The sequence below is a fragment of the Fibrobacter succinogenes genome (assembly GCF_902779965.1).
Taxonomy (GTDB): Bacteria; Fibrobacterota; Fibrobacteria; order Fibrobacterales; family Fibrobacteraceae; genus Fibrobacter; species Fibrobacter succinogenes_F.
Genome location: NZ_CACZDK010000049.1, coordinates 1 through 18,670, shown reverse-complemented (window position 1 = coordinate 18,670; position 18,670 = coordinate 1). Strand labels below are relative to the sequence as shown.

Genomic DNA, 18,670 nt, shown 5'->3' with positions numbered 1-18,670 from the left:
CTTGGGGTCGCAACCGACAACAAGAACGTGTTTACCTTGTTCTACAAGGCCTGCGGTCAAATTCTGAGTCGTAGTAGATTTACCGATGCCGCCCTTACCATAAATTGCAATCTGACGTAAACGTTTTGCCATAATGAAATGTCTCCTTAGGTTTAATTACCTACAGAAACGCTAGGTAGCGTCAATTGTAGAATTATAGTCAACCCTTTTCAATATTTTTTCAACCCGTTTCGTTCAAAAAATTATGATTTACGCCACTGTTATAGCTTTGTTTTATAACACCATTTACCCCGAGTCTATCACAAGTCAATAAAACTTATTTTTTTTGTTTTTCAAACAGGGTCTTATATTGCATTTACCTATTACGCTTTTTAAATTATGCGGGACTTCGGAACAGAAGCAAAAATTTAAAAGAATACAGAACGCTAGGTAACCGTTCAATTTTATTTCACATAAACTAATCCGGCACGCCGGAAGTTTAGCCTCGTAGGAATTTCACCTTCGCGGTTTATCGATTCTTTTGCCTTGTGAGGTTTTATGGCAACAAATCAAGAGACAGTTTTTAGAGAGCACCCCTGTTTCGGTGCATGCAAGAATCGTAAAGGGCGTATTCATTTGCCCGTCGCTCCGGGTTGCAACATCGAGTGCCGTTTTTGCGACCGTCGCATCAACGAAGACGCACAAGTTCCGGGAAATACAAGTAAAGTCATCAAACCAGAAGAAGCATGTGGCTATATTCGCAAGGCTCTTGAATTCGTACCGGATCTTACTACGGTGGGTATTGCAGGTCCTGGCGACACGCTCGCGACACCTTTTGCACTGGACACTTTCCGCCTCGTCAAAAAGGAATTTCCAAACCTGATTCGTTGCATGAGCACAAACGGACTTTTGCTGAACGACAAGGCCGACGAAGTCATTGACGTGGGTATCGACACGCTTACGGTAACGGTAAACGCAGTCGATCCAGAAATCGAAGCGATGATTAACGCAAGAATTTTTTACCACGGCAAGACCTACACGGGTGTCGAAGCCGCTGAAATCTTGATCCACAACCAGCTGGAAGGCATTCGCAAGGTTGCAAAAAGCGGGACACTCGTGAAAGTGAATACGGTTCTTTGCCCAGGCATCAACGACAACCATATCGAAGATGTTGCAGCAACCGTACGCGAAGCGGGAGCGATTATATACAACATCATTCCGCTGATTCCGCAAAACGGATTCAAGGATCTTCCGGCCCCGACTCCGAAGGGACTCGCAATTGCACAGGAACAGGCCGGCGTATTTATCAATGTTTTCAAGCACTGCGCTCACTGCAGAGCAGATGCTGTTGGCGTTCCCGGCGTCTATGACATTGGTTCACAAATCTACATGGATCGCATCCGTGTAAAGGAGACTTTCTCTCATGGCTAAAATATTGGATCAGGCGCGCTACAAATGCGCTTTGGCAGCAATGCAGACCGTGCAATCCATTCCTGGAGCAATTCCCGTTTTGCATTCCGGTCCGGGATGCGCATCCAAGCTAAACGATAACAACGGCACGAGCGGCAGATTCAGCCCCAACATTTACCCTTGCACAAGTATCAGCGAAAAAGAAGTCGTGTTTGGCGGTGCAGACAAGTTGCGTTCAACCATCAGCAACGCTCTCAAAATCATCGATGCCGACCTGTTCGTGGTTCTTTCCGGTTGCACGGGTGAAATCATTGGTGACGACATTCAAGAAGTCGCAGAAGAATTCGAAGATGCCGAAAAGCCTGTCATCTGGGCAAAGACGCCGGGATTCAAGGGCAACAACTACATCGGTCACGACTGGATTTTAAAGAGCATCTTTGAACAGTATGTGAGAAAGTTCAAGGGCGAAGCCCCGAAGGAAAAGGGACTCGTCAACTTATTCGCAGGCGTGCCTCAGCAGGATCCGTATTGGCTTGGCAACTTGCGTGAACTCGAACGTCTTTTGCAGTCCATCGGTCTCAAGACGAATACGATTTTCGGTTTTGGCCGCGGGCTTGAAAACTTGCAAAAGATTCCGACGGCAGAATACACGATTCTAGTTTCGCCGTGGGCAGGCCTCGAAAGCGCAAAATACTTGGAAAAAGAATTCAACATTCCGCTGTTGCACTACCCGATTTTGCCAATTGGTGCGGCCGAAACGACAAAGTTCCTCCGCACGGTCGCTGAGTTCACGGGTGCAGACAAAGAACTCACGGAATCCGTTATCCAGCAGAACGAAGCACAGTTCTTCTACTACCTGGAACGCTACGCCGATACGATTCTCGAAAGCCGTATCGTGAGCAAGCGCTTTACCGTCGTGAGCGAAGCCCAGTACGTAATTGCCGTGACCAAGTTCCTCGTGAACGACATGGGTCTTTTCCCGCAAAAGCTGTTCGTTACGGACGACACACCGGAAGCATTCCGCGAAGAAGTCTCGCAAGAAACAAACACGCTGAATTACGACATCAAAACAAAAGTCGAGTTCACCACGGACGGTTTCGACCTCCAGAATCAAATCCGCAAAATGGACTTTGGCGGCTCCCCGCTCATCATCGGTTCGAACTGGGAAAAGAAACTCGCCCACGAACTCAAGGGCCACTTCGTGAACATCAGCTATCCGATGATCGAAAAAATCGTCATCAACTCGCATGTGGCGGGTTATTCCGGCGGCCTTTACTTGTTGGAAGACATCTACTCTGCAGCACTTTCCATGCTGAAAATTTAAGGAGGATCTAATGCCATTTAATTTTAAAAATGCAAACGTCGGTGTTCGCGAAAACCGTCTTGGATCCATCACTGGATTTTCGGGCGACTTGGATACACTGGCACACCGTTCTCAATGCGGTTCTATCAAGAATCGCGAACGCTGCTTTAGCCAATCCAGTTCTTGCCTTTCGGGTTGCGCTTTGGACCAACTCATCAGTATCCGCAATGTGGCTGTCGTCTATCACGCTCCAGCCGGTTGCGTTGCACTTGCACAAGGTGAAGATGTCAAATTCCGCCAACTCGCCGAACGCATTAACGAAAAGACAAATTCCGTTTACGTCTGCACGGACTTGAACGAAAACGATACAGTCTTTGGCGCTATCGAAGCACTCCGCAAAGCAACGCAGTACACGTACGAAAAGTTCCACCCGGAAGCGATTTTCCTCTCGTCTTCTTGCGTATCGGGCGTGATTGGCGAAGACGTTGACGGTCTCGCCGACGAACTCGCAGATGAATACGATATTCCAATTATTCCAATCCATTGCGAAGGTTTCAAGAGCCGCATTTGGGCTAGCGGTTTCGATATCGCAGACCACGCCGTTTTACAGGGCATCGTGAAACCGCCTGAGAAGAAGAATAACAAGATTATCTTCAAGAACTTCTTTGAAAGCGCACGTCCGCAAATTACGGAACTTTTCAAGGAAATCGGAGCAGAACCGCAATTCGTTTATTGCAACTCCACGGTCGAAGAACTTTCGCACTTGAGCGAAGCCCAAGCAATGGTTTGCATTTGCGGAACGCTCGGCACCTACCTCGGCAACGCCCTCGAAGAAACTTATGGTGTACCGTATGTGCGTACAATTAACCCGAACGGCATTACCGGTTTTGAAACTTGGTTCCGCGCTATCGGCAAAACGATTGGCAAGGAAGCCGAAGTGGAACGTTATATCGAGCGCCAGCGCGCCATTTACTTGCCGCAAATCGAAGAAGTCAAGAGGGAACTCAAGGGTCTCCGCGCCGTGATCGGTATGGGCCCGGGCTACACCTACGAAGTTTCGCGCGTATTGCAGGAACTCGGCATGGAAGTGGTTCACGGTCTTGCTTGGCATTATGACTACAAGTACGATAACGGCCAGATTCCGCCAGCACTCGAACATTTGCTGAAGACATCGCCAAAGGGGCTCAAGCTCACTGTGGCTGACCAACAAAACTACGAAGTGATGAGCGTGTTGAACTATCACAAGCCGGATATTTACTTTAGCCGTCATCCAGGTTCAACTGTATGGGCCATCAAGCAGGGTTACGCAGCGCTTTTCGTCGCCGATGAATACATGATTTTCGGATACGAAGGAACACTCAACTTTGCCAAGAGCATCCTCGATACCATCAAGAACCGTAGCTTTGAAAAGAGTCTTGCCGCTCGAATCAAGTTACCCTATACCAAGTGGTGGTACGAACAAGATACAGACAAGTTCTTGAAGCCGGAAGGCGCAAGATAAACAATTTTTTTTGACATGGTTTCTCCTGCGGGAATTTTTTCCGCAGGAGATTTTTTGTTTAAGCAACCAATTTCAGCTGAGATTCAAATTCAAAAAAACGCAACAACAAAACGGCTATAGAAAATCATTATTGCCAGTTCCAGAAAAATAGTATAAAGAAATCTCTTGCCAAAACGAAAGGCTTTATCTAAATTAACCCACAAAAGAAATAGGATATAAAAAATGAATTTCCCGTTCAATAGCTTAAATTTCGCTTGTTGTTGTCGATGTCGGACGGGCATCTAGTTTTTAGGCTATTCTTTTAAACAGATTCCCGCTCGGTTTTATGTTCCGTAGCGGGATTTTTTTATTCAAAAAAAATTTAAACCACAAAGGCGCTAGCATTTAATAGCGTCATAGGAGATTATTATCTTATGTCAAACTTCAACAATATCGAAACAAAACTCATTCACGGCGGCATTGATGGCGACAAAACTACAGGAGCTGTAAACGTCCCTATCTACCAGACTTCCACCTACAAGCAGGCAGGCCTTGGTGAAAACACGGGTTGGGAATATTCCCGCACAGGGAACCCGACGCGCGCAGCATTGGAAGCGCTGATTGCAGAACTCGAAGGAGGAGTCGCAGGCTTTGCATTTGCAAGCGGCATGGCTGCAACAACAACCGTCCTTTCGCTTTTTAAGCAAGGAGACCGCATCATCATTTCGAGCAATGTCTATGGCGGCACTTTCCGCGTTTTGGACAAAGTTTTCAAGAATCTCGGAATTACTTATTCCTTCGAAGACACGACCGATTTGAAATCGCTTGAATCCAAAATAACACCCGATGTGAAAGCGTTCTTTGTCGAAAGCCCTGCAAATCCGCTCTTGACGGTAACAGACTTGGCAGGCGTTGCCGCAATTGCCAAGAAGCACAACATTTTGACCATTGTCGATAACACATTTATGACGCCGTATCTGCAGCGTCCGATTGAATTGGGCGCCGACATCGTCGTGCATTCTGCGACAAAGTATTTAGGCGGTCACAGCGACTTGGTGGCAGGCCTTGCTGTTGTCAATTCCAAGGAACTTGCCGAAAGACTCGCTTTTACGCAGAACGCAACCGGTGCTGTACTCGGACCTTTTGATTCGTTCCTCTTAATTCGCGGCATCAAGACGCTTGGCGTCCGCTTGGATCGCCATACTGAAAATGCCGAAACCATCGCAAAGTATCTCGAAAAGCACGAAGCCGTAAAGCACGTTTATTATCCGGGACTCCCGACAGCACAAGGCTACGAAATCAACAAGAAACAGGCCAAGAACGGTGGCGCTATGATTTCGTTCGAACTTCGTGAAAATTACGATATCAAAAAATTCTTCAAAGCTCTAAAACTCGTTTCTCTTGCTGAAAGCTTGGGCGGCGTCGAAAGCCTCGTATGCCATCCAGCCACAATGACGCATGCATCTATCCCAAAGGAAATTCGCGAAAAAGTCGGCATCACTGACGGGCTCATTCGCTTATCCGTGGGCATTGAAAAAGTTGATGACATTATATCGGATGTAAACCAAGCCATCAACGCGGCACAAGCATAACAATAATAGATTGCTTCGCTACGCTCGCAATGACGTTTGCCTCAATTTTGCGATACATGTCATTGCAAGGAACCATAGGCAATTTTGCAACGAGCAACATGTGGCAGAAGCAATCTAAATGGAGAAATTTATATGCATTACTACGAATCCATGAAATCCCTCATTGGGAAAACGCCGCTTGTAAAATTGAATCATGTTGGTGTTCCCGAAGGCGTAAATTTATTCGTAAAACTTGAATTGTGGAATCCTTCGGGCAGCGTAAAAGACCGCGCCGGCCTTTATATGGTCGAAGACGCGTTCGCCAAAGGGACGCTCACACCTGGCGGAACGATTATCGAAGCAACCGCAGGCAATACCGGGCTTGGAATTGCATTTGCAGCATTGAACCGCGGAGTGCGTGTCATTTTTGTAGTACCGACAAAATTTTCGCAAGAAAAGCAGACGCTTTTGCGTGCGCTTGGCGCAGAACTCATCAACACCCCGCGTGAAGAAGGCATGCTCGGCGCAGAAAAGAAAGCAGAAGAACTGCTGAAGCAAATTCCGGATTCCATTTCACTCCGGCAATTCCACAACATGGCAAATCCGCGGGCCCATTATGAAACGACAGGACCTGAAATTTACGATGATCTCGAAGGCAACGTCGATTATGTTGTTGCAGGCGCAGGAAGCGGCGGTACATTTAGCGGCATTCTCAAGGCACTCAAGGAACGCAACCCCAAAATCCAAGGCGTGCTCGCTGACCCTGTAGGCTCTACAATGGGCGGTGGCGAACATGGAGACTACAACATCGAAGGAATCGGAAACGATTTTATTGCAGACACTATGGACATGTCGCTTGTGGACCGCGTCATCAAAATTAACGATGACGACGCTTTCGGTGGTTCCCGTGAACTCGCGCAAAAAGAGGGAATTTTTGCGGGATCTTCTTCGGGCGGCGCTTTCGCAGCAGCCAAGAAACTGATTGCATCGGGCGCTCGCGGAAACATTGTCTTTGTAGCCCCAGACCGTGGCGATCGTTACTTCAGCAAAGGTTTATACAAATAACATAAAAATTCATCTTTAATTAGAGTGCACAAGTTTATGATTAGCAAAACTGCGCTTTTATGCGCTCTTGCCCGAGCTGTCCACACTCACACTAAAAGTGAAAAAATTTTTGAAGACGAATTTGCACAGGATTTTGTGGGTTTAAAGGAATATCGCCACGCACGCAATCTTGCAAGGCAGTTCCTTCCTGCAAAAAAGTCGAAGCCCAAAGATTACCCGGCTAAGGATTTTATCGATCAATACCTTCTCCCCATCATTCTTCCACGAAATCGATTTGCAGAAGACATTGTCGATGCCAAGCAGAAAACAGGAGACGTGCAATACGTTCTCTTGGGTGCGGGCCTAGATTCCTTTGCGCTTAGGAACAAAAGTCAAAACGTCGACGTCTTTGAACTGGATCTGTACGAAACACAAGTTTTCAAAATCGAGCGGACGCGACAACTTTTCACAAAGAGGCGTCCCAAAGTTCACTTTGTAGAAATCGATTTCAACAAGGATAGCATCATCAGCAGATTGACAAACGCCGGTTTTAATCCGAAAAAACGCTCCGTCTTTTCGATTCTCGGTGTGTCCTACTACATTCCTATTGAGATCTTTTTCAAGACGATTGCGGAAATTTCTAAGATTGCAGCCCCCAATAGTGCAATAGTATTCGATTACTACGAAAAAGAGCGGGACAGTGCGGACAGCACAACCAAAATCAGCCGCTTAAAACAAATAACAGCATCGTGCGGCGAGTGTATGGTCGATGGTTACGACCCCGCTCAAGTTGTCGATTTGGCGAAAAAATCGGGCATCCAATATTGTCACGACCTTTCTCCTAAAGATATCGACGAAGCCTTTTTCAGTGCATCAACTAGATTGTCCGCATTCGAGGGCGTTCACCTGATGTATTGCGGATTGTAAAATCCATACAAAATACCCGGCTGCAAAATTCTGCAACCGGGTTTTCCAAAAGCACGTTAATATAACACTTGCCGACTTAATTCGCCTTCGTCCAGAACAAAACCTTGCGCTTCACAAATTCAAATAACTCCATAATCGCAAGGACAACAATGCCCGTCCAAAGGATTCCGGCAACCATGTTGGGGTAATCGGAATAGTCTGCATAAAATTGCACAAAGTGTCCAAGGCCTGTATTTTCGCCAAAAAGTTCTGCAACAGTAAGCATAATGAACGAAAGCCCCATGCCTACAGAAAGCCCAGAAAATATGGACGGAAGGCTTGCGACAAAGGCTATTCTCCACAAATATTCAAATTTGCCAATTCCAATGATGGCGGCATTTCGTTTGTACTTTTCAGGAATGTCAGCAGCTCCGGCTGCCGTGTTCAAGTAGATAGGCCAAAAGGCCGCAATGAAAATAATGAAAGTAGAGGACAAGTAAAATGTCGGCAAAATGGCGATGGCGTAAGGGATGTAAACGTTAGGCGGAATGGGGGCCGCGAATCGTGAAATGGGCTTTAGCATAGTGCCCATCCAAGGGACAGACCCCGAAACAATTCCGAGAGAGATTCCGACGACGGCCGCCGCGAAATAAGCAGGGACAAGTTTTAAAAGCGACGACCACGCACTGCGCAAAAGCTCCTCGCGAGAATTGAAAAGCGCCGTCAAAACCGCTTTTGGCGATGGGAACAAGTATTGGCTACTCCATTCCGGGCCGCTACTGATGAATGTCCAAATCCCGAGCAAGAACAGAAGGAATAAAAATCCTGAAAATTTAGATAGATATTTCACAAAAATTCTCATATACTTGCGCCCTCCTGTACGGTATGCCCGAGTTTTTCAAGGATGTCCTTGTGGTAAGCTTCTTCAATTTCAACGATTGTCTTTTGGACTTTTTCGTTGCGGAACCATTCGCTACGGCTCTTTTTCACTGGAAAATCCAAAGGAATATCCGCGATGATACGGCCTGGCGTCGACCCCAAAACAATAATTCGACTTCCGAGATAAACGGCCTCGCGAAGGTCGTGCGTCACAAACAAAGTTGTTATCGGTCGGTCTTTCACACCACGGCAAAGTTCAAGAATTAAATCTTGAAGGCTTGCTCGATTTACAGGATCAAGCGCTCCAAAAGGTTCATCCAAAAGAAGGGCATCTGCGCCAACGCTCAACGCTCTTGCAATAGCTCCGCGCTGACGCATACCGCCCGAAAGTTCAAAGGGATATTTATGAAGGCTCCCCGAAAGCCCAACCAAATTCAGGTATTCTTCTGCCAAATGTTTTGCAAAACTCCCCTTGACCTTTTTCGTCTTTTTTATTGCAAGCGAAACATTCTGGAGAAGCGTGAGCCAAGGAAAAAGAGTGTAGTCCTGAAAAACTACGCTCCTTTCTGCGGAAGGCTTTTCAATTTCCTTCCCGTTCCAATAGACATGGCCCTCATTTGGCTTGGTCAGCCCTGCGAGAAGATTCAGCAAAGTGGTCTTGCCACTTCCGCTTTCGCCTAATAGACATACAAACTCGCCTGGTTTGATTTTTAAGTTGATGTCTTTCAGGATGGGTTTGCCATCATAGGAAAAAACGAGATTAGTCGCTTCGAAACCACTTTGTATTTGAGTCATTTTTGATCCTTAATTTCTAGATAGGAAAATCTTTTCGGCCTGCGCGTAGAATTCAGATTTGGGCTGCTGTTTGCGAAGTTCTGCGAGGGCGTCACGATAGTAGTTCGTGAGGACATATTGAGAGACCTTTTTGTCGGACTTGATGAACTCCGCATCCTTCAAGAAATCCCAGAAGAATTCAACGCCTTTTACGTTCGGGTCGGTATCCTGAGTCACGTAACCGCTGTAGAACGCTTTATTGACGAGAGCCGTATCAAGCTTAATCCACTTGGCAATAATTTCTACGCTCTTTTTGTGATCGTTTGCAACAAGTTCTTCGGCTTCAATCAGCGACTTGACCAAGCGCTTGTAAATATCATCACGGTCTTTGAGTTTGCGTAGCGATGCAATGAGGCGGCAGCAAATATGACCGGGATTGATGTCCTTGCTGCGGAGCACTACGGAGAGGCCGGCTTCTTCGGCACGGAGGTCGTGCGGTCCCCAGGTCACGCCTGCATAAACGCTTCCGTTCTTTACGGCTTCGATAACAGCAGGCGGATTCTTGAGTTCTACAATGGAAACGTCCTTACGCCAATCGATACCTTCCTTCTTGAGGCCTCCGCGCACAATGGCATCGGCAGTTCCCAAGCGGATTGTAGCGATTTTCTTGCCTTTGAGGTCACTCAATTTTTTGACGGAACCTGCATTTTCCTTGCGGGTAATCACCGCCTGATCGCCACCCATGAGGCCGCCAATGACGCGAATATCAGCACCCTGCGAAACATGGATGAGCGGAGCGAGTGATCCGAAAGCACCTGCATCGAGCTTGCCTGCACGAACAGCAGCGATACCATCGCCAGAATTCGAAAATTCTACCAATTCCACATCGAGGCCGTTCTTCTTGAAAATGCCAGCATCTTTTGCGATGAAGAATTTTCCCTGGCCCGTAGAAGAAAGGTAGCCAATGGAAAGCTTGTCAGCGGCGATTGTGGAAGTCACGCAGGCGAGAACGAACAGGAATGCCGATGCAATTCGAGTGTGTAATTTATTCTGAGTCATTGTAGAATTCTCCATTGTTAGAAGGCGTAAGTTGCAGAAAGTTGATAACGATTCAGATCCGCTTCTTTTACCGTATTGGCGGTCAAGTAATCCGTTTGAACATGCAAGTATTCAAAGCCTAACGAGAACGCATCCGTCAAATTGTAGGTTGTGTTGGCAAAGAACGAGAAGTTCTGTTCGCGGCCACCAACTTTTTTGACATCTTTGCGTTTGAGTTTGTCAAGCCCTGCACCCACATTAAAGGCCAACTTTTGGATAAATTTGGCTTGCAAGGCAATCCATCCACCATAAGCACCAATACTTTTTACGCTTTCGGGGTCTTCGGTATTCGAAACCAGTCCGCGTCCAATACCAGCTGCGTATGTATCGAGATTAGCACCCACAAAATACTCACCAAGGAAGGTAAAGTTGCTTGTGATGGGGAGTGTCAAATCCACATTGAAAGACCATGTGGGAATATCCTTCGTATCGCCGGAGTCGTCCAAGTCAACCTCTTCTTGGCCGTAATGACCCGAAACACCTAAACCGAACTTTTTGCCATCCACCCAAAGAGGAAGCGCAACGCCAATGCGTCCCTGAATCGTGGGAATGTCGGCGTCAACACCCGTTTCCGAAGCAGAAGAAGTGTTGTAAGGCTGCGTTTCGCCGATAGTACGAACAAGAGCAACAGCAAAATCTAAAGAGCCATTACCAACAGGAACTTTTTCAGTGAGTCTGAGTTGAGCTCTGCGAAGGCCCGCATCACCCGAATTGTTGAGAACGCCTGCATTGAGCGTCGGAGTCACCAACGGAGAAATCAAATCCCATGTTTGACCACCCAAAATGGAGAAGCCAGACTTGCCAAAGGAAATTTCGCCGTAACCATGACGGAGGCGTGGGACAGGCGCATTACCGGAACCGCCGCCGTAGAAATCAACTTCGATTTTACCGTTCGCCTTGAAGAACGATGTATCACTACCGCTCGAAAGATTGAGGCCTATTCGCGTCAGGTTCGGCGTAAAATGCCAACCGCCATCATTTTTATTGGTAATGTCCGATGCTGCAGCAAAGTTTGCAAAGTTGCCATTATTGCTCTTGGAATCTTCGTAGGCGGCGTTCAAAGATGCAAAACCATAGAGTGTAGCACTTACGCCAGATTTCGTGGTAACAGCAATAGGTTCAGCAGCAATTGCAGTAATTGAAGACAAAAGGATAACTTGAGTTATAGTTTTTTTAATATTGAAATTCATGGAAAAATCTCCTAATTTTTGTATGAGTTGAGTAACCACGCAGAGCAATATTCTGCGTGCAATAAGAGTCGCCAATCAACCTTCAAAAAGGTTTCGGCTTATTTACTGATGAATTTTACAGCTACAACACATATAGGTATCCTCGTGTTGATTTGTGGAAGCTTCGGAACACAATGTTCTCGAATGCGACGCTTAAATTAGAAAAGAAAAAATGATTTGTAAAATACTTTATTTTTATCGCTTGATATAAGGTTTGGCTCTATGTATAAAATTATTTTATACATATCATACACGAATAGCGATAGACTATAAATAGCGTTAGTGCTTAATTAGAGTGAGAAAAGATCGGCAATAATCTGCACAGCTTTTTTCATCTTATTTCTTTCAACAGAAGAATAGTTGATAACAAACTTGTGTTCCGATGGTGTGGCCTCAAAATAATATTCCGAAAGAGCTTTAACATTGATGCCCTTTTGACGCAAGCGTTTGCAGAATTCTGCATCAGAATAATTTGCATTCACCTCAAGAATAAAATGCAAGCCTGCATCTTCTTCATAAACATGCGCTACTTTTGAAAGCTTACTTTTATCAATCGCCGTAAGCAACGCGTCTCGTTTACTTCTGTACAAATTGCGCATACGGTTGATATGCATTTCGTAATACCCGAGGTCAATAAACTTCGCCATCACATATTGGTCAAGAGTCGATACGGTACAAGAATAAAACGAAAGTTCATTGTGAAATTTTTCAGCAAGATGTGGAGGGAGAACCATATAACTGAGCCTAATGGCAGATGTCATCGTCTTGGAAAATGTATTCAAGTACACGACCTTTTCAGTCACATCAATATTTTGCAATGCAGGAATCGGTTTTCCAGTCATGCGAAATTCACTATCGTAGTCATCTTCAACAATGTAGCGTTTGGGTGAATCCGCCGCCCAACTGAGCAAACGATAGCGTTCACCAACGGGCATCACCTTCCCCGTCGGGAAATGATGCGCTGGAGAAATATGCACGATATCGGCATCCGATTTCTTTAAAGCATCAACAAAGCTATCGCCTTCAATAGGGACATGATTCACCTTGACACCATACTGACCGTAGATTTTCGAAATCTTGCCCCAGCCAGGATCTTCGACCGCATAGCACTTGTCAAATCCCAACAGCTGAACAAGTAATCCATACAGGTAATCCGTTCCCGCTCCGACGACAATTTGCTCAGGCGTCACCTGAATATTTCTGAACTCGCGGAGCATGCGCACAATAGCCCGGCGAAGCTCCAATGTACCAACGCCAGGAGAAACTTGCAGCAAGTCATTTTGCCTTTCGCAAAGAACTTCTCGGGTAATCTTAGCCCAGGTCGAAAAAGGGAAAGCCTCGATATCCGCACCATTGCTTGCAAAATCGGCAATGTACTTTGGATTGATATGCTCAGATTCTTCGTGAAAATCAGCCCGAAGCCTGCGAGAGCAATTCGATTTTTGACGAGTCTGGACTTGCGATGTTGCCTTCGCATTGATATCAACAACAAAGAATCCCTTTTTCGGAAGAGAATAGATAAAGCCTTCGGCCAAAAGTTGTGCGTAGGCATTTTCAACGGTCACCACGCTAATGCCAAGATTTTGCGCAAGGCTTCTTTTAGAAGGGATCTGTTCATCGGCTAAAATTTTTCCACTTACGATATCCTTTTTGATGCACTGATAAAGATAATGATAAAGGCTATTGGAGCCCGCCTTAGACATATCGTAAGTAAACATGAATCTGACCTTATTAAATATGCAAATCTGGTATTTATCTGACCTTATAAAAATAACAAGAAACTGAATATTGAACAAGGCCAATGATTGTTTTAAATTCCCCCTTGAAAAAAAACAAATCATTCCACAATCAAGGAGATACTCATGCCAGAACAGAACCGTTACGAACTCAATAAGAATCTTGCCCAAATGCTCAAGGGCGGCGTCATCATGGATGTAACCACGCCGGAACAGGCCAAAATCGCAGAAGCAGCAGGTGCCGCTGCCGTAATGGCACTTGAGCGCATTCCCGCCGACATTCGCGCCGCTGGCGGAGTATCTAGAATGAGCGACCCCAAGATGATCAAGGGGATTCAGGACGCCGTTTCTATCCCTGTGATGGCCAAATGCCGCATCGGGCACTTTGCAGAAGCTCAAATTTTGCAGGCCATCGAAATCGACTACATCGACGAAAGCGAAGTTCTTTCTCCAGCCGATGATGTATTCCATATCAATAAGCGCGAATTCAATGTTCCTTTCGTGTGCGGCGCAAAGGATTTGGGCGAAGCATTACGCCGAATCGAAGAAGGTGCGTCCATGATTCGCACCAAGGGAGAGCCGGGTACGGGCGACATCGTCCAAGCCGTCCGACACATGCGTCTGATGAACCAAGAAATCGCTCGCATTTCCAGTTTGCGCGAAGATGAACTTTTTAACAGAGCCAAAGAACTTCAAGTGTCGTACGACTTGGTGCGCTATGTTCACGACCACAAGAAACTTCCGGTCGTGAACTTCGCGGCCGGGGGTGTCGCCACCCCCGCCGATGCCGCCCTCATGATGCAGCTCGGCGCAGAAGGCGTATTCGTAGGTTCCGGCATTTTCAAGTCAGGCAACCCTGCAAAACGCGCCGCCGCCATCGTGCAGGCCGTCACCAACTACACCGACGCAAAACTCATCGCCAAGCTTTCCGAAGACTTGGGCGAAGCCATGGTCGGCATCAACGAACAAGAAATCGCATTGCTCATGGCCGAAAGGGGGAAATAATGCCCAATGCAAAACCGCAGATAGGCGTGCTCGCGGTACAAGGAGCGTTCATCGAACACGAACGCATTCTTGAATCGCTTGGCGCCGAAGTTTTTGAAATCAGGCAATTACGCGATCTTGACCGTCATTTAGACGGTCTTATTCTCCCCGGAGGTGAAAGTACCGTACAAGGTAAGCTCCTTCGAGACTTGGGACTATTCGAGCCCTTGCGTCAAAAAATTGCAAACGGACTTCCCGTACTTGCAACATGCGCGGGCGCCATCCTCCTTGCCGAGCACATCGCAGGCGAAAGCAAGGCGTATTTTGCAACTCTTCCGGCAGTCATTCGTCGCAATGCTTACGGACGGCAGCTCGGCAGCTTCTTCACCGAAAACGAAGTCGCGCACATCGGAAAAGTTCCGCAAACATTTATCCGCGCACCGTTCTTTGAATCCGTCGGGAGCGATGTCGAAGTTCTTTCGCGAACAGCGAGCAGCAACACCGACGCAAACGCCACGAGCACAACAAAGCAAATCGTCGCCGTAAAATACAAGAATCAAATTGCGCTGTCGTTCCATCCGGAACTCAATAGCGATACAAGCATTCACCAATACTTTTTGAATCTTGTAAAGTAGGGCATGCGCATGTCCAATTCGCAAATTCATTTACTTCAAATAAAAAATGCCGGCTGATGAATCAGTCGGCACCTTTGTTGATGTTAGTGACGAAGCATTAAATTTATTTTCCGCCAACGGATGCGCTATAAATTTTTTCAAGCAAATTAAGTGCACCCTTGTAACCGACGAAACTACGATTGATAATCAAAGTTTCGCTGGACGGAGGCGTAATTTCGAAGAACAAAGCGCCCTTATCGTTGGCAAGATTGATTTCCCAAGAAGAAGCAAGAATCAACGGCTTACCAGAAGAGAAATCCACTTCCTTGATTGCCTTTTCAATCAAGTAGCCATCTTCTTCGAATTCCACTTCAACATCGACGCCTTCGCTGATATTATGGAAAGCATCTTCGATGGTCTTGCGGAATTTCTGCGGAGGATCGTCCGTGATAATCGCCTTGCGCGGAATAAGGCCGATTTGGTCGGCAAGGAACTTGGTGTAGGCAAGTGTGTAAGCGGAATCAGCGGTAATCGCAAATTCACTCGGCATACCGTACCAGTATTCAGCAAAGAATTCAGAGAAGTGTTCCAAATAGTAGTAATAAATACCATTTTCTTGTTCAATGAACTTTTCGCTCTGTTCCTTATCGATTCCGGCAAAATCAACAACTTTGCGGATAAATTCAGCAGTCGCTTCGGCACCGATGGGAATTTCAGGAATGTGAAGGAACGGCTGACCGTATTTTTTCTCAAGGTGTTCAGCGTTTCTCACTCCAACCCACGGAGAAACCACCAAGTTGAACTGGGCTTCTGGAATGCGCAACCAGTCCTTGACACCGTTATTTTCAGGTCCAAAGAGCACATTCACTTCAAAGCCAGCGCCACGGAGAATACGGGCAAGTTCCTGATAATCTCCGCGCCAGTTCTGGTTGTAATACGGAACTTCGAACCAAAGGTTGACAAGGCCCTTCTTGCGTTCGCCCTTGTAATCGCCCACAAACTGATCGACAATAGCGTTCACCACTTCTTCGTGACCGAAAAGGTTATTGCCCTTGAAGCCTGCGGTATCCACAGCCACAATCGGGTAGCCCAAATCGCGATATTCATTCACCAAGCTCGGGACGTCATCACCAATAAGGCCGCCCACGCAACCCGTGAGAACAACATAGAGGTCGCCATCGAAAACTTTGAGCGTTGACTTAATCAACTGATCCAAAGTCTTGATGCCGCCGAACACGATGTCGTTTTCGGTAGAGTTTGCGCTCGGCATGTTACCGGCACCAGCAAAAATGCTGCCCTGGAAGCCGTTTTCAAAAGTGAGGAATGCGGTTTGCTTAAGCTGGCAACCCGGAGAGCAGTTGGCTATAGGAACTGCACCCTTGATGCCGACAACCGTATTGGACGCACCGACTGCACAAGAATAGCGGGGGTCCGAAATAGAATTGCTTTTTTTCTTTGTTTTAAGTGCTTCTGACATTTTCGAAATCTCCCTTATTATGCGTTTTCTGAATTAGATTCTTTGCCTTTGCTGAACTTGAGATTTCTCGGTTCAGGAAGGTCGTTAAGTGTTTCTGGATGATGTGTCAGGTAGAACGGATCGTCCTGAGCAAGCCACCAATCAGAATACGGGAGCTTCACATTACGCTTGAGAACTTGGTTAAACTTTGTACGTGAAAGAACGCCCTTGAGCATTTCGCCAATGCGGAGGATACCTTCGTAGCCCACCGGAATATGTTCGTCGCCCATGGTGAGGGTCGGGAACCCGAGGTGGCCCGCGACAGATGCAAGGCCCGGATGGCGAATGAGCAAGAAGTCCGTCTTGGCACGCTTCAAAAGTTGCGGAAGTTGGAAGGCGCGAGTCTTACTTACAGTATAGTGCGGAATGTCGCCGTAAGTTTCTACAAGTTCCTTCAAGGTGTCTTGATGCTTTCCTGCGCCATCGTAAATGGGGTCATGGTGGAACACGAGGGCTGCATCGTGGCCTATTCCAAGTTCCGAAAGAACACTGATAAGGCCGTGAGCATAAGCAGAACCCGTCATCACAATGCCGTTTTTGCCCTTGAAAAATTCGCGAAGTTCAGCGAGCTTCGGAGCAATACGCTTGTGTTCACTTTCGATATATTCTTCAGCTTCTTTTTCTTTACCGACAACTTTTGCAATAGCGCGGAGCCATTCGTCAGTGCCCTTGATACCGTACGGCTGCGGAGCATCAATTTGCGGAACACCGAAGGATTCTTCAAGTGCGGTGGCCATGTAGCCGCCCAAAGTATCGCAGAAAGTAGCGGTTGCAACAGCTTCAGAAGCCTGGCGGATTTCATCAAAAGATGCAGTATCCAAGAGGTAATTCACGCGGAGGCCAAGCGGAGCAAGCATTTCAGAGAAATAGTCCGTTCCCCAAAGAGCAACGATGTTGAGCAAGTCATTTTGCTTTTTGGTCGGATGGCGATTCACGATTTGACGGAGAACGCCATGGAATGCAATGTCGAAGCCCGTGGACCAATGCTTGGAACGGAAGCCTTCGCAGTGCAGCGGAATTATAGGCACGCCAACTTCAGGTTCCATTTCTTCGGCGACGGAGTCAATGTCTTCACCGATAATAGCGGTAGCGCAAGCCATGCCAATGAAAATAGCCTTGGGATTGAAACGTTCTTTTGCATCACGAATCGTTTGACGAAGCTTTTCAGAAGCACCAAACACCATGTCCTGTTCTTTAAGGTTGGTGCTGATGTTCAAAGTATTCTGCAGGGGTTTGCCACGACGCTTAAGGCCCACATGCATAGAAAGGTTGAATTTGGAGTTTTCGCCGCTGCAGCCGATCGGAGAATGGTCAATCAAAGCGCAGTCCGTGAGGTTGCCCACCTGGCACTGGACAATAGCGTTAGAGCACATGGTTTCTTGGTTGAGCGGAGATTGCAATTCGCAAAGCTTACAGCCGGCCCCCTTGCTTGCGCAGCCACCGTGCTTTTTCGCGCTGCGTTCGTCGTAGGCAGATTCCTTGATCAAGTCGCTGGCTTTGCCGTCCCAACCGATAATGGTACCCAGTCGATATTCGCGGTTTTCGACCGAGGTCATATTTAAATTAATGTTAGTTGATGCCATAGATTTTTACCTCCTGCCGGTTCTCGCTAAATGGAGTAGTCCTTTTCCATCATGCCGTAGTCGATGAGAATTTGTTCCAAGCGGTCCTGCGTCATCGGCGTCGGTATGGTAAAGAGTTCGTTTTCGTCAATGTTCTTAGCGAGTTCGCGATAGACGTTAGCTTGGCTGCAATTCGGCTCAAAGTCGATCACTGTCTTCTTGCGGATTTCGGCCTGCTGCACGATGTTGTTGCGCGGCACGTACTGGATGAGCTGCGTGTTGAGTTCCTTGGTGAATGCGCGGAGCAAATCAAGTTCGTTATCGACGTTACGGCTGTTGCAGATGATACCGCCGAGGCGAACTTCGCCGCGTTCGGCATACTTTGCGATACCCTTACAAATGTTGTTCGCAGCGTAGAGGGCCATCATTTCGCCGGAAGCGACGATGTAAATTTCTTTAGCCTTACCTTCACGAATCGGCATGGCAAAGCCACCGCACACAACGTCACCGAGCACATCGTAGAACACGTAATCGAGATCTTCGGTGTAAGCGCCCAGCTGTTCGAGCATGCTGATGGAAGTGATG

The 18,670-nt window shown here is 47.0% G+C and carries 16 protein-coding genes and 1 pseudogene; 8 read left to right on the top strand and 9 right to left on the bottom strand.

All coding sequences use genetic code 11. The features are described 5' to 3' along the window. A partial coding sequence (locus HUF13_RS16195; RefSeq protein WP_304038934.1) for an AAA family ATPase occupies positions 1-135 on the bottom strand: 135 nt, incomplete at its 3' end. Between the two features lie 402 nt (positions 136-537). Here HUF13_RS16195 and HUF13_RS16190 point away from each other — a divergent pair. The 6 genes from HUF13_RS16190 to HUF13_RS16165 all read left to right on the top strand — a co-directional run bounded on the left by HUF13_RS16190 (position 538) and on the right by HUF13_RS16165 (position 7,714). Next, a complete protein-coding gene (locus tag HUF13_RS16190) occupies positions 538-1,410 on the top strand; it encodes a radical SAM protein (protein WP_173476077.1) in 873 nt (290 codons plus the stop codon). After that, positions 1,403-2,713, top strand: a complete 1,311-nt coding sequence (locus tag HUF13_RS16185; protein WP_073423770.1) for a nitrogenase component 1 — start codon at positions 1,403-1,405, stop codon at positions 2,711-2,713. The genes HUF13_RS16190 and HUF13_RS16185 overlap by 8 nt, the downstream gene beginning before the upstream one ends. Before the next feature lie 10 nt (positions 2,714-2,723). Beyond that, a complete protein-coding gene (locus tag HUF13_RS16180; RefSeq protein WP_173476076.1) occupies positions 2,724-4,193 on the top strand; it encodes a nitrogenase component 1 in 1,470 nt (489 codons plus the stop codon). Between the two features lie 413 nt (positions 4,194-4,606). Continuing rightward, the gene (locus tag HUF13_RS16175) at positions 4,607-5,764 is read left to right on the top strand and encodes a PLP-dependent aspartate aminotransferase family protein (protein WP_173476075.1); all 1,158 of its coding nucleotides are present in this window, start codon (positions 4,607-4,609) and stop codon (positions 5,762-5,764) included. 132 nt (positions 5,765-5,896) lie between these two features. Further along, entirely contained in the window at positions 5,897-6,808 is a 912-nt protein-coding gene (locus HUF13_RS16170; RefSeq protein WP_173476074.1) for a PLP-dependent cysteine synthase family protein, read from the top strand. Between the two features lie 36 nt (positions 6,809-6,844). Further along, entirely contained in the window at positions 6,845-7,714 is an 870-nt protein-coding gene (locus HUF13_RS16165; RefSeq protein ID WP_173476073.1) for a class I SAM-dependent methyltransferase, read from the top strand. A 76-nt stretch (positions 7,715-7,790) separates the two neighbouring features. On the opposite strand, the gene HUF13_RS16160 is transcribed toward HUF13_RS16165, so the two are convergent. The 5 genes from HUF13_RS16160 to HUF13_RS16140 form a co-directional block, all read right to left on the bottom strand. Next, positions 7,791-8,543, bottom strand: a complete 753-nt coding sequence (locus HUF13_RS16160; RefSeq protein ID WP_304039319.1) for an ABC transporter permease — start codon at positions 8,541-8,543, stop codon at positions 7,791-7,793. Between the two features lie 8 nt (positions 8,544-8,551). Next, positions 8,552-9,367: an ABC transporter ATP-binding protein gene (locus tag HUF13_RS16155; protein ID WP_173476071.1), complete on the bottom strand. Its 816-nt coding sequence runs from the start codon at positions 9,365-9,367 to the stop codon at positions 8,552-8,554. A gap of 9 nt (positions 9,368-9,376) precedes the next feature. Next, positions 9,377-10,405: an ABC transporter substrate-binding protein gene (locus HUF13_RS16150; RefSeq protein WP_173390044.1), complete on the bottom strand. Its 1,029-nt coding sequence runs from the start codon at positions 10,403-10,405 to the stop codon at positions 9,377-9,379. 17 nt (positions 10,406-10,422) lie between these two features. Beyond that, positions 10,423-11,634 (bottom strand): hypothetical protein, encoded by a 1,212-nt coding sequence (locus HUF13_RS16145; RefSeq protein WP_173476070.1) that lies wholly within the window; start codon positions 11,632-11,634, stop codon positions 10,423-10,425. Between the two features lie 329 nt (positions 11,635-11,963). Next, the gene (locus tag HUF13_RS16140; RefSeq protein ID WP_173476069.1) at positions 11,964-13,391 is read right to left on the bottom strand and encodes a PLP-dependent aminotransferase family protein; all 1,428 of its coding nucleotides are present in this window, start codon (positions 13,389-13,391) and stop codon (positions 11,964-11,966) included. A gap of 144 nt (positions 13,392-13,535) precedes the next feature. Between HUF13_RS16140 and pdxS the strand changes: the two genes are divergently transcribed. Together pdxS and pdxT are read left to right on the top strand one after the other, a co-directional pair. Continuing rightward, entirely contained in the window at positions 13,536-14,414 is an 879-nt protein-coding gene (gene pdxS / locus HUF13_RS16135) for a pyridoxal 5'-phosphate synthase lyase subunit PdxS (protein ID WP_173389977.1), read from the top strand. Then, entirely contained in the window at positions 14,414-15,028 is a 615-nt protein-coding gene (gene pdxT / locus HUF13_RS16130) for a pyridoxal 5'-phosphate synthase glutaminase subunit PdxT (RefSeq protein ID WP_173476068.1), read from the top strand. The genes pdxS and pdxT overlap by 1 nt, the downstream gene beginning before the upstream one ends. Positions 15,029-15,131: 103 nt before the next feature. Here the strand turns inward: pdxT and HUF13_RS16125 are convergent, their stop codons facing one another. The 3 genes and pseudogenes from HUF13_RS16125 to nifH form a co-directional block, all read right to left on the bottom strand. Next, positions 15,132-16,484 (bottom strand): nitrogenase component 1, encoded by a 1,353-nt coding sequence (locus HUF13_RS16125; protein WP_173476067.1) that lies wholly within the window; start codon positions 16,482-16,484, stop codon positions 15,132-15,134. Between the two features lie 17 nt (positions 16,485-16,501). Then, a complete protein-coding gene (locus HUF13_RS16120) occupies positions 16,502-18,106 on the bottom strand; it encodes a nitrogenase component 1 (protein ID WP_173476066.1) in 1,605 nt (534 codons plus the stop codon). Positions 18,107-18,132: 26 nt separating this feature from the next. Then, positions 18,133-18,670 (bottom strand): annotated as a pseudogene (gene nifH / locus HUF13_RS16115) (nitrogenase reductase); the annotation flags it as partial.

Bases quoted from the DNA above. Each gene is read 5' to 3' on its own strand.
- HUF13_RS16150 (WP_173390044.1), bottom strand. From the start codon at position 10,405: ATGACTCAGAATAAATTACACACTCGAATTGCATCGGCATTCCTGTTC.
- HUF13_RS16185 (WP_073423770.1), top strand. From the start codon at position 1,403: ATGGCTAAAATATTGGATCAGGCGCGCTACAAATGCGCTTTGGCAGCA.
- HUF13_RS16140 (WP_173476069.1), bottom strand. From the start codon at position 13,391: ATGTTTACTTACGATATGTCTAAGGCGGGCTCCAATAGCCTTTATCAT.
- HUF13_RS16190 (WP_173476077.1), top strand. From the start codon at position 538: ATGGCAACAAATCAAGAGACAGTTTTTAGAGAGCACCCCTGTTTCGGT.
- HUF13_RS16180 (WP_173476076.1), top strand. From the start codon at position 2,724: ATGCCATTTAATTTTAAAAATGCAAACGTCGGTGTTCGCGAAAACCGT.
- pdxS (WP_173389977.1), top strand. From the start codon at position 13,536: ATGCCAGAACAGAACCGTTACGAACTCAATAAGAATCTTGCCCAAATG.
- pdxT (WP_173476068.1), top strand. From the start codon at position 14,414: ATGCCCAATGCAAAACCGCAGATAGGCGTGCTCGCGGTACAAGGAGCG.
- HUF13_RS16125 (WP_173476067.1), bottom strand. From the start codon at position 16,484: ATGTCAGAAGCACTTAAAACAAAGAAAAAAAGCAATTCTATTTCGGAC.
- HUF13_RS16175 (WP_173476075.1), top strand. From the start codon at position 4,607: ATGTCAAACTTCAACAATATCGAAACAAAACTCATTCACGGCGGCATT.
- HUF13_RS16170 (WP_173476074.1), top strand. From the start codon at position 5,897: ATGCATTACTACGAATCCATGAAATCCCTCATTGGGAAAACGCCGCTT.
- HUF13_RS16120 (WP_173476066.1), bottom strand. From the start codon at position 18,106: ATGGCATCAACTAACATTAATTTAAATATGACCTCGGTCGAAAACCGC.
- HUF13_RS16145 (WP_173476070.1), bottom strand. From the start codon at position 11,634: ATGAATTTCAATATTAAAAAAACTATAACTCAAGTTATCCTTTTGTCT.
- HUF13_RS16155 (WP_173476071.1), bottom strand. From the start codon at position 9,367: ATGACTCAAATACAAAGTGGTTTCGAAGCGACTAATCTCGTTTTTTCC.
- HUF13_RS16165 (WP_173476073.1), top strand. From the start codon at position 6,845: ATGATTAGCAAAACTGCGCTTTTATGCGCTCTTGCCCGAGCTGTCCAC.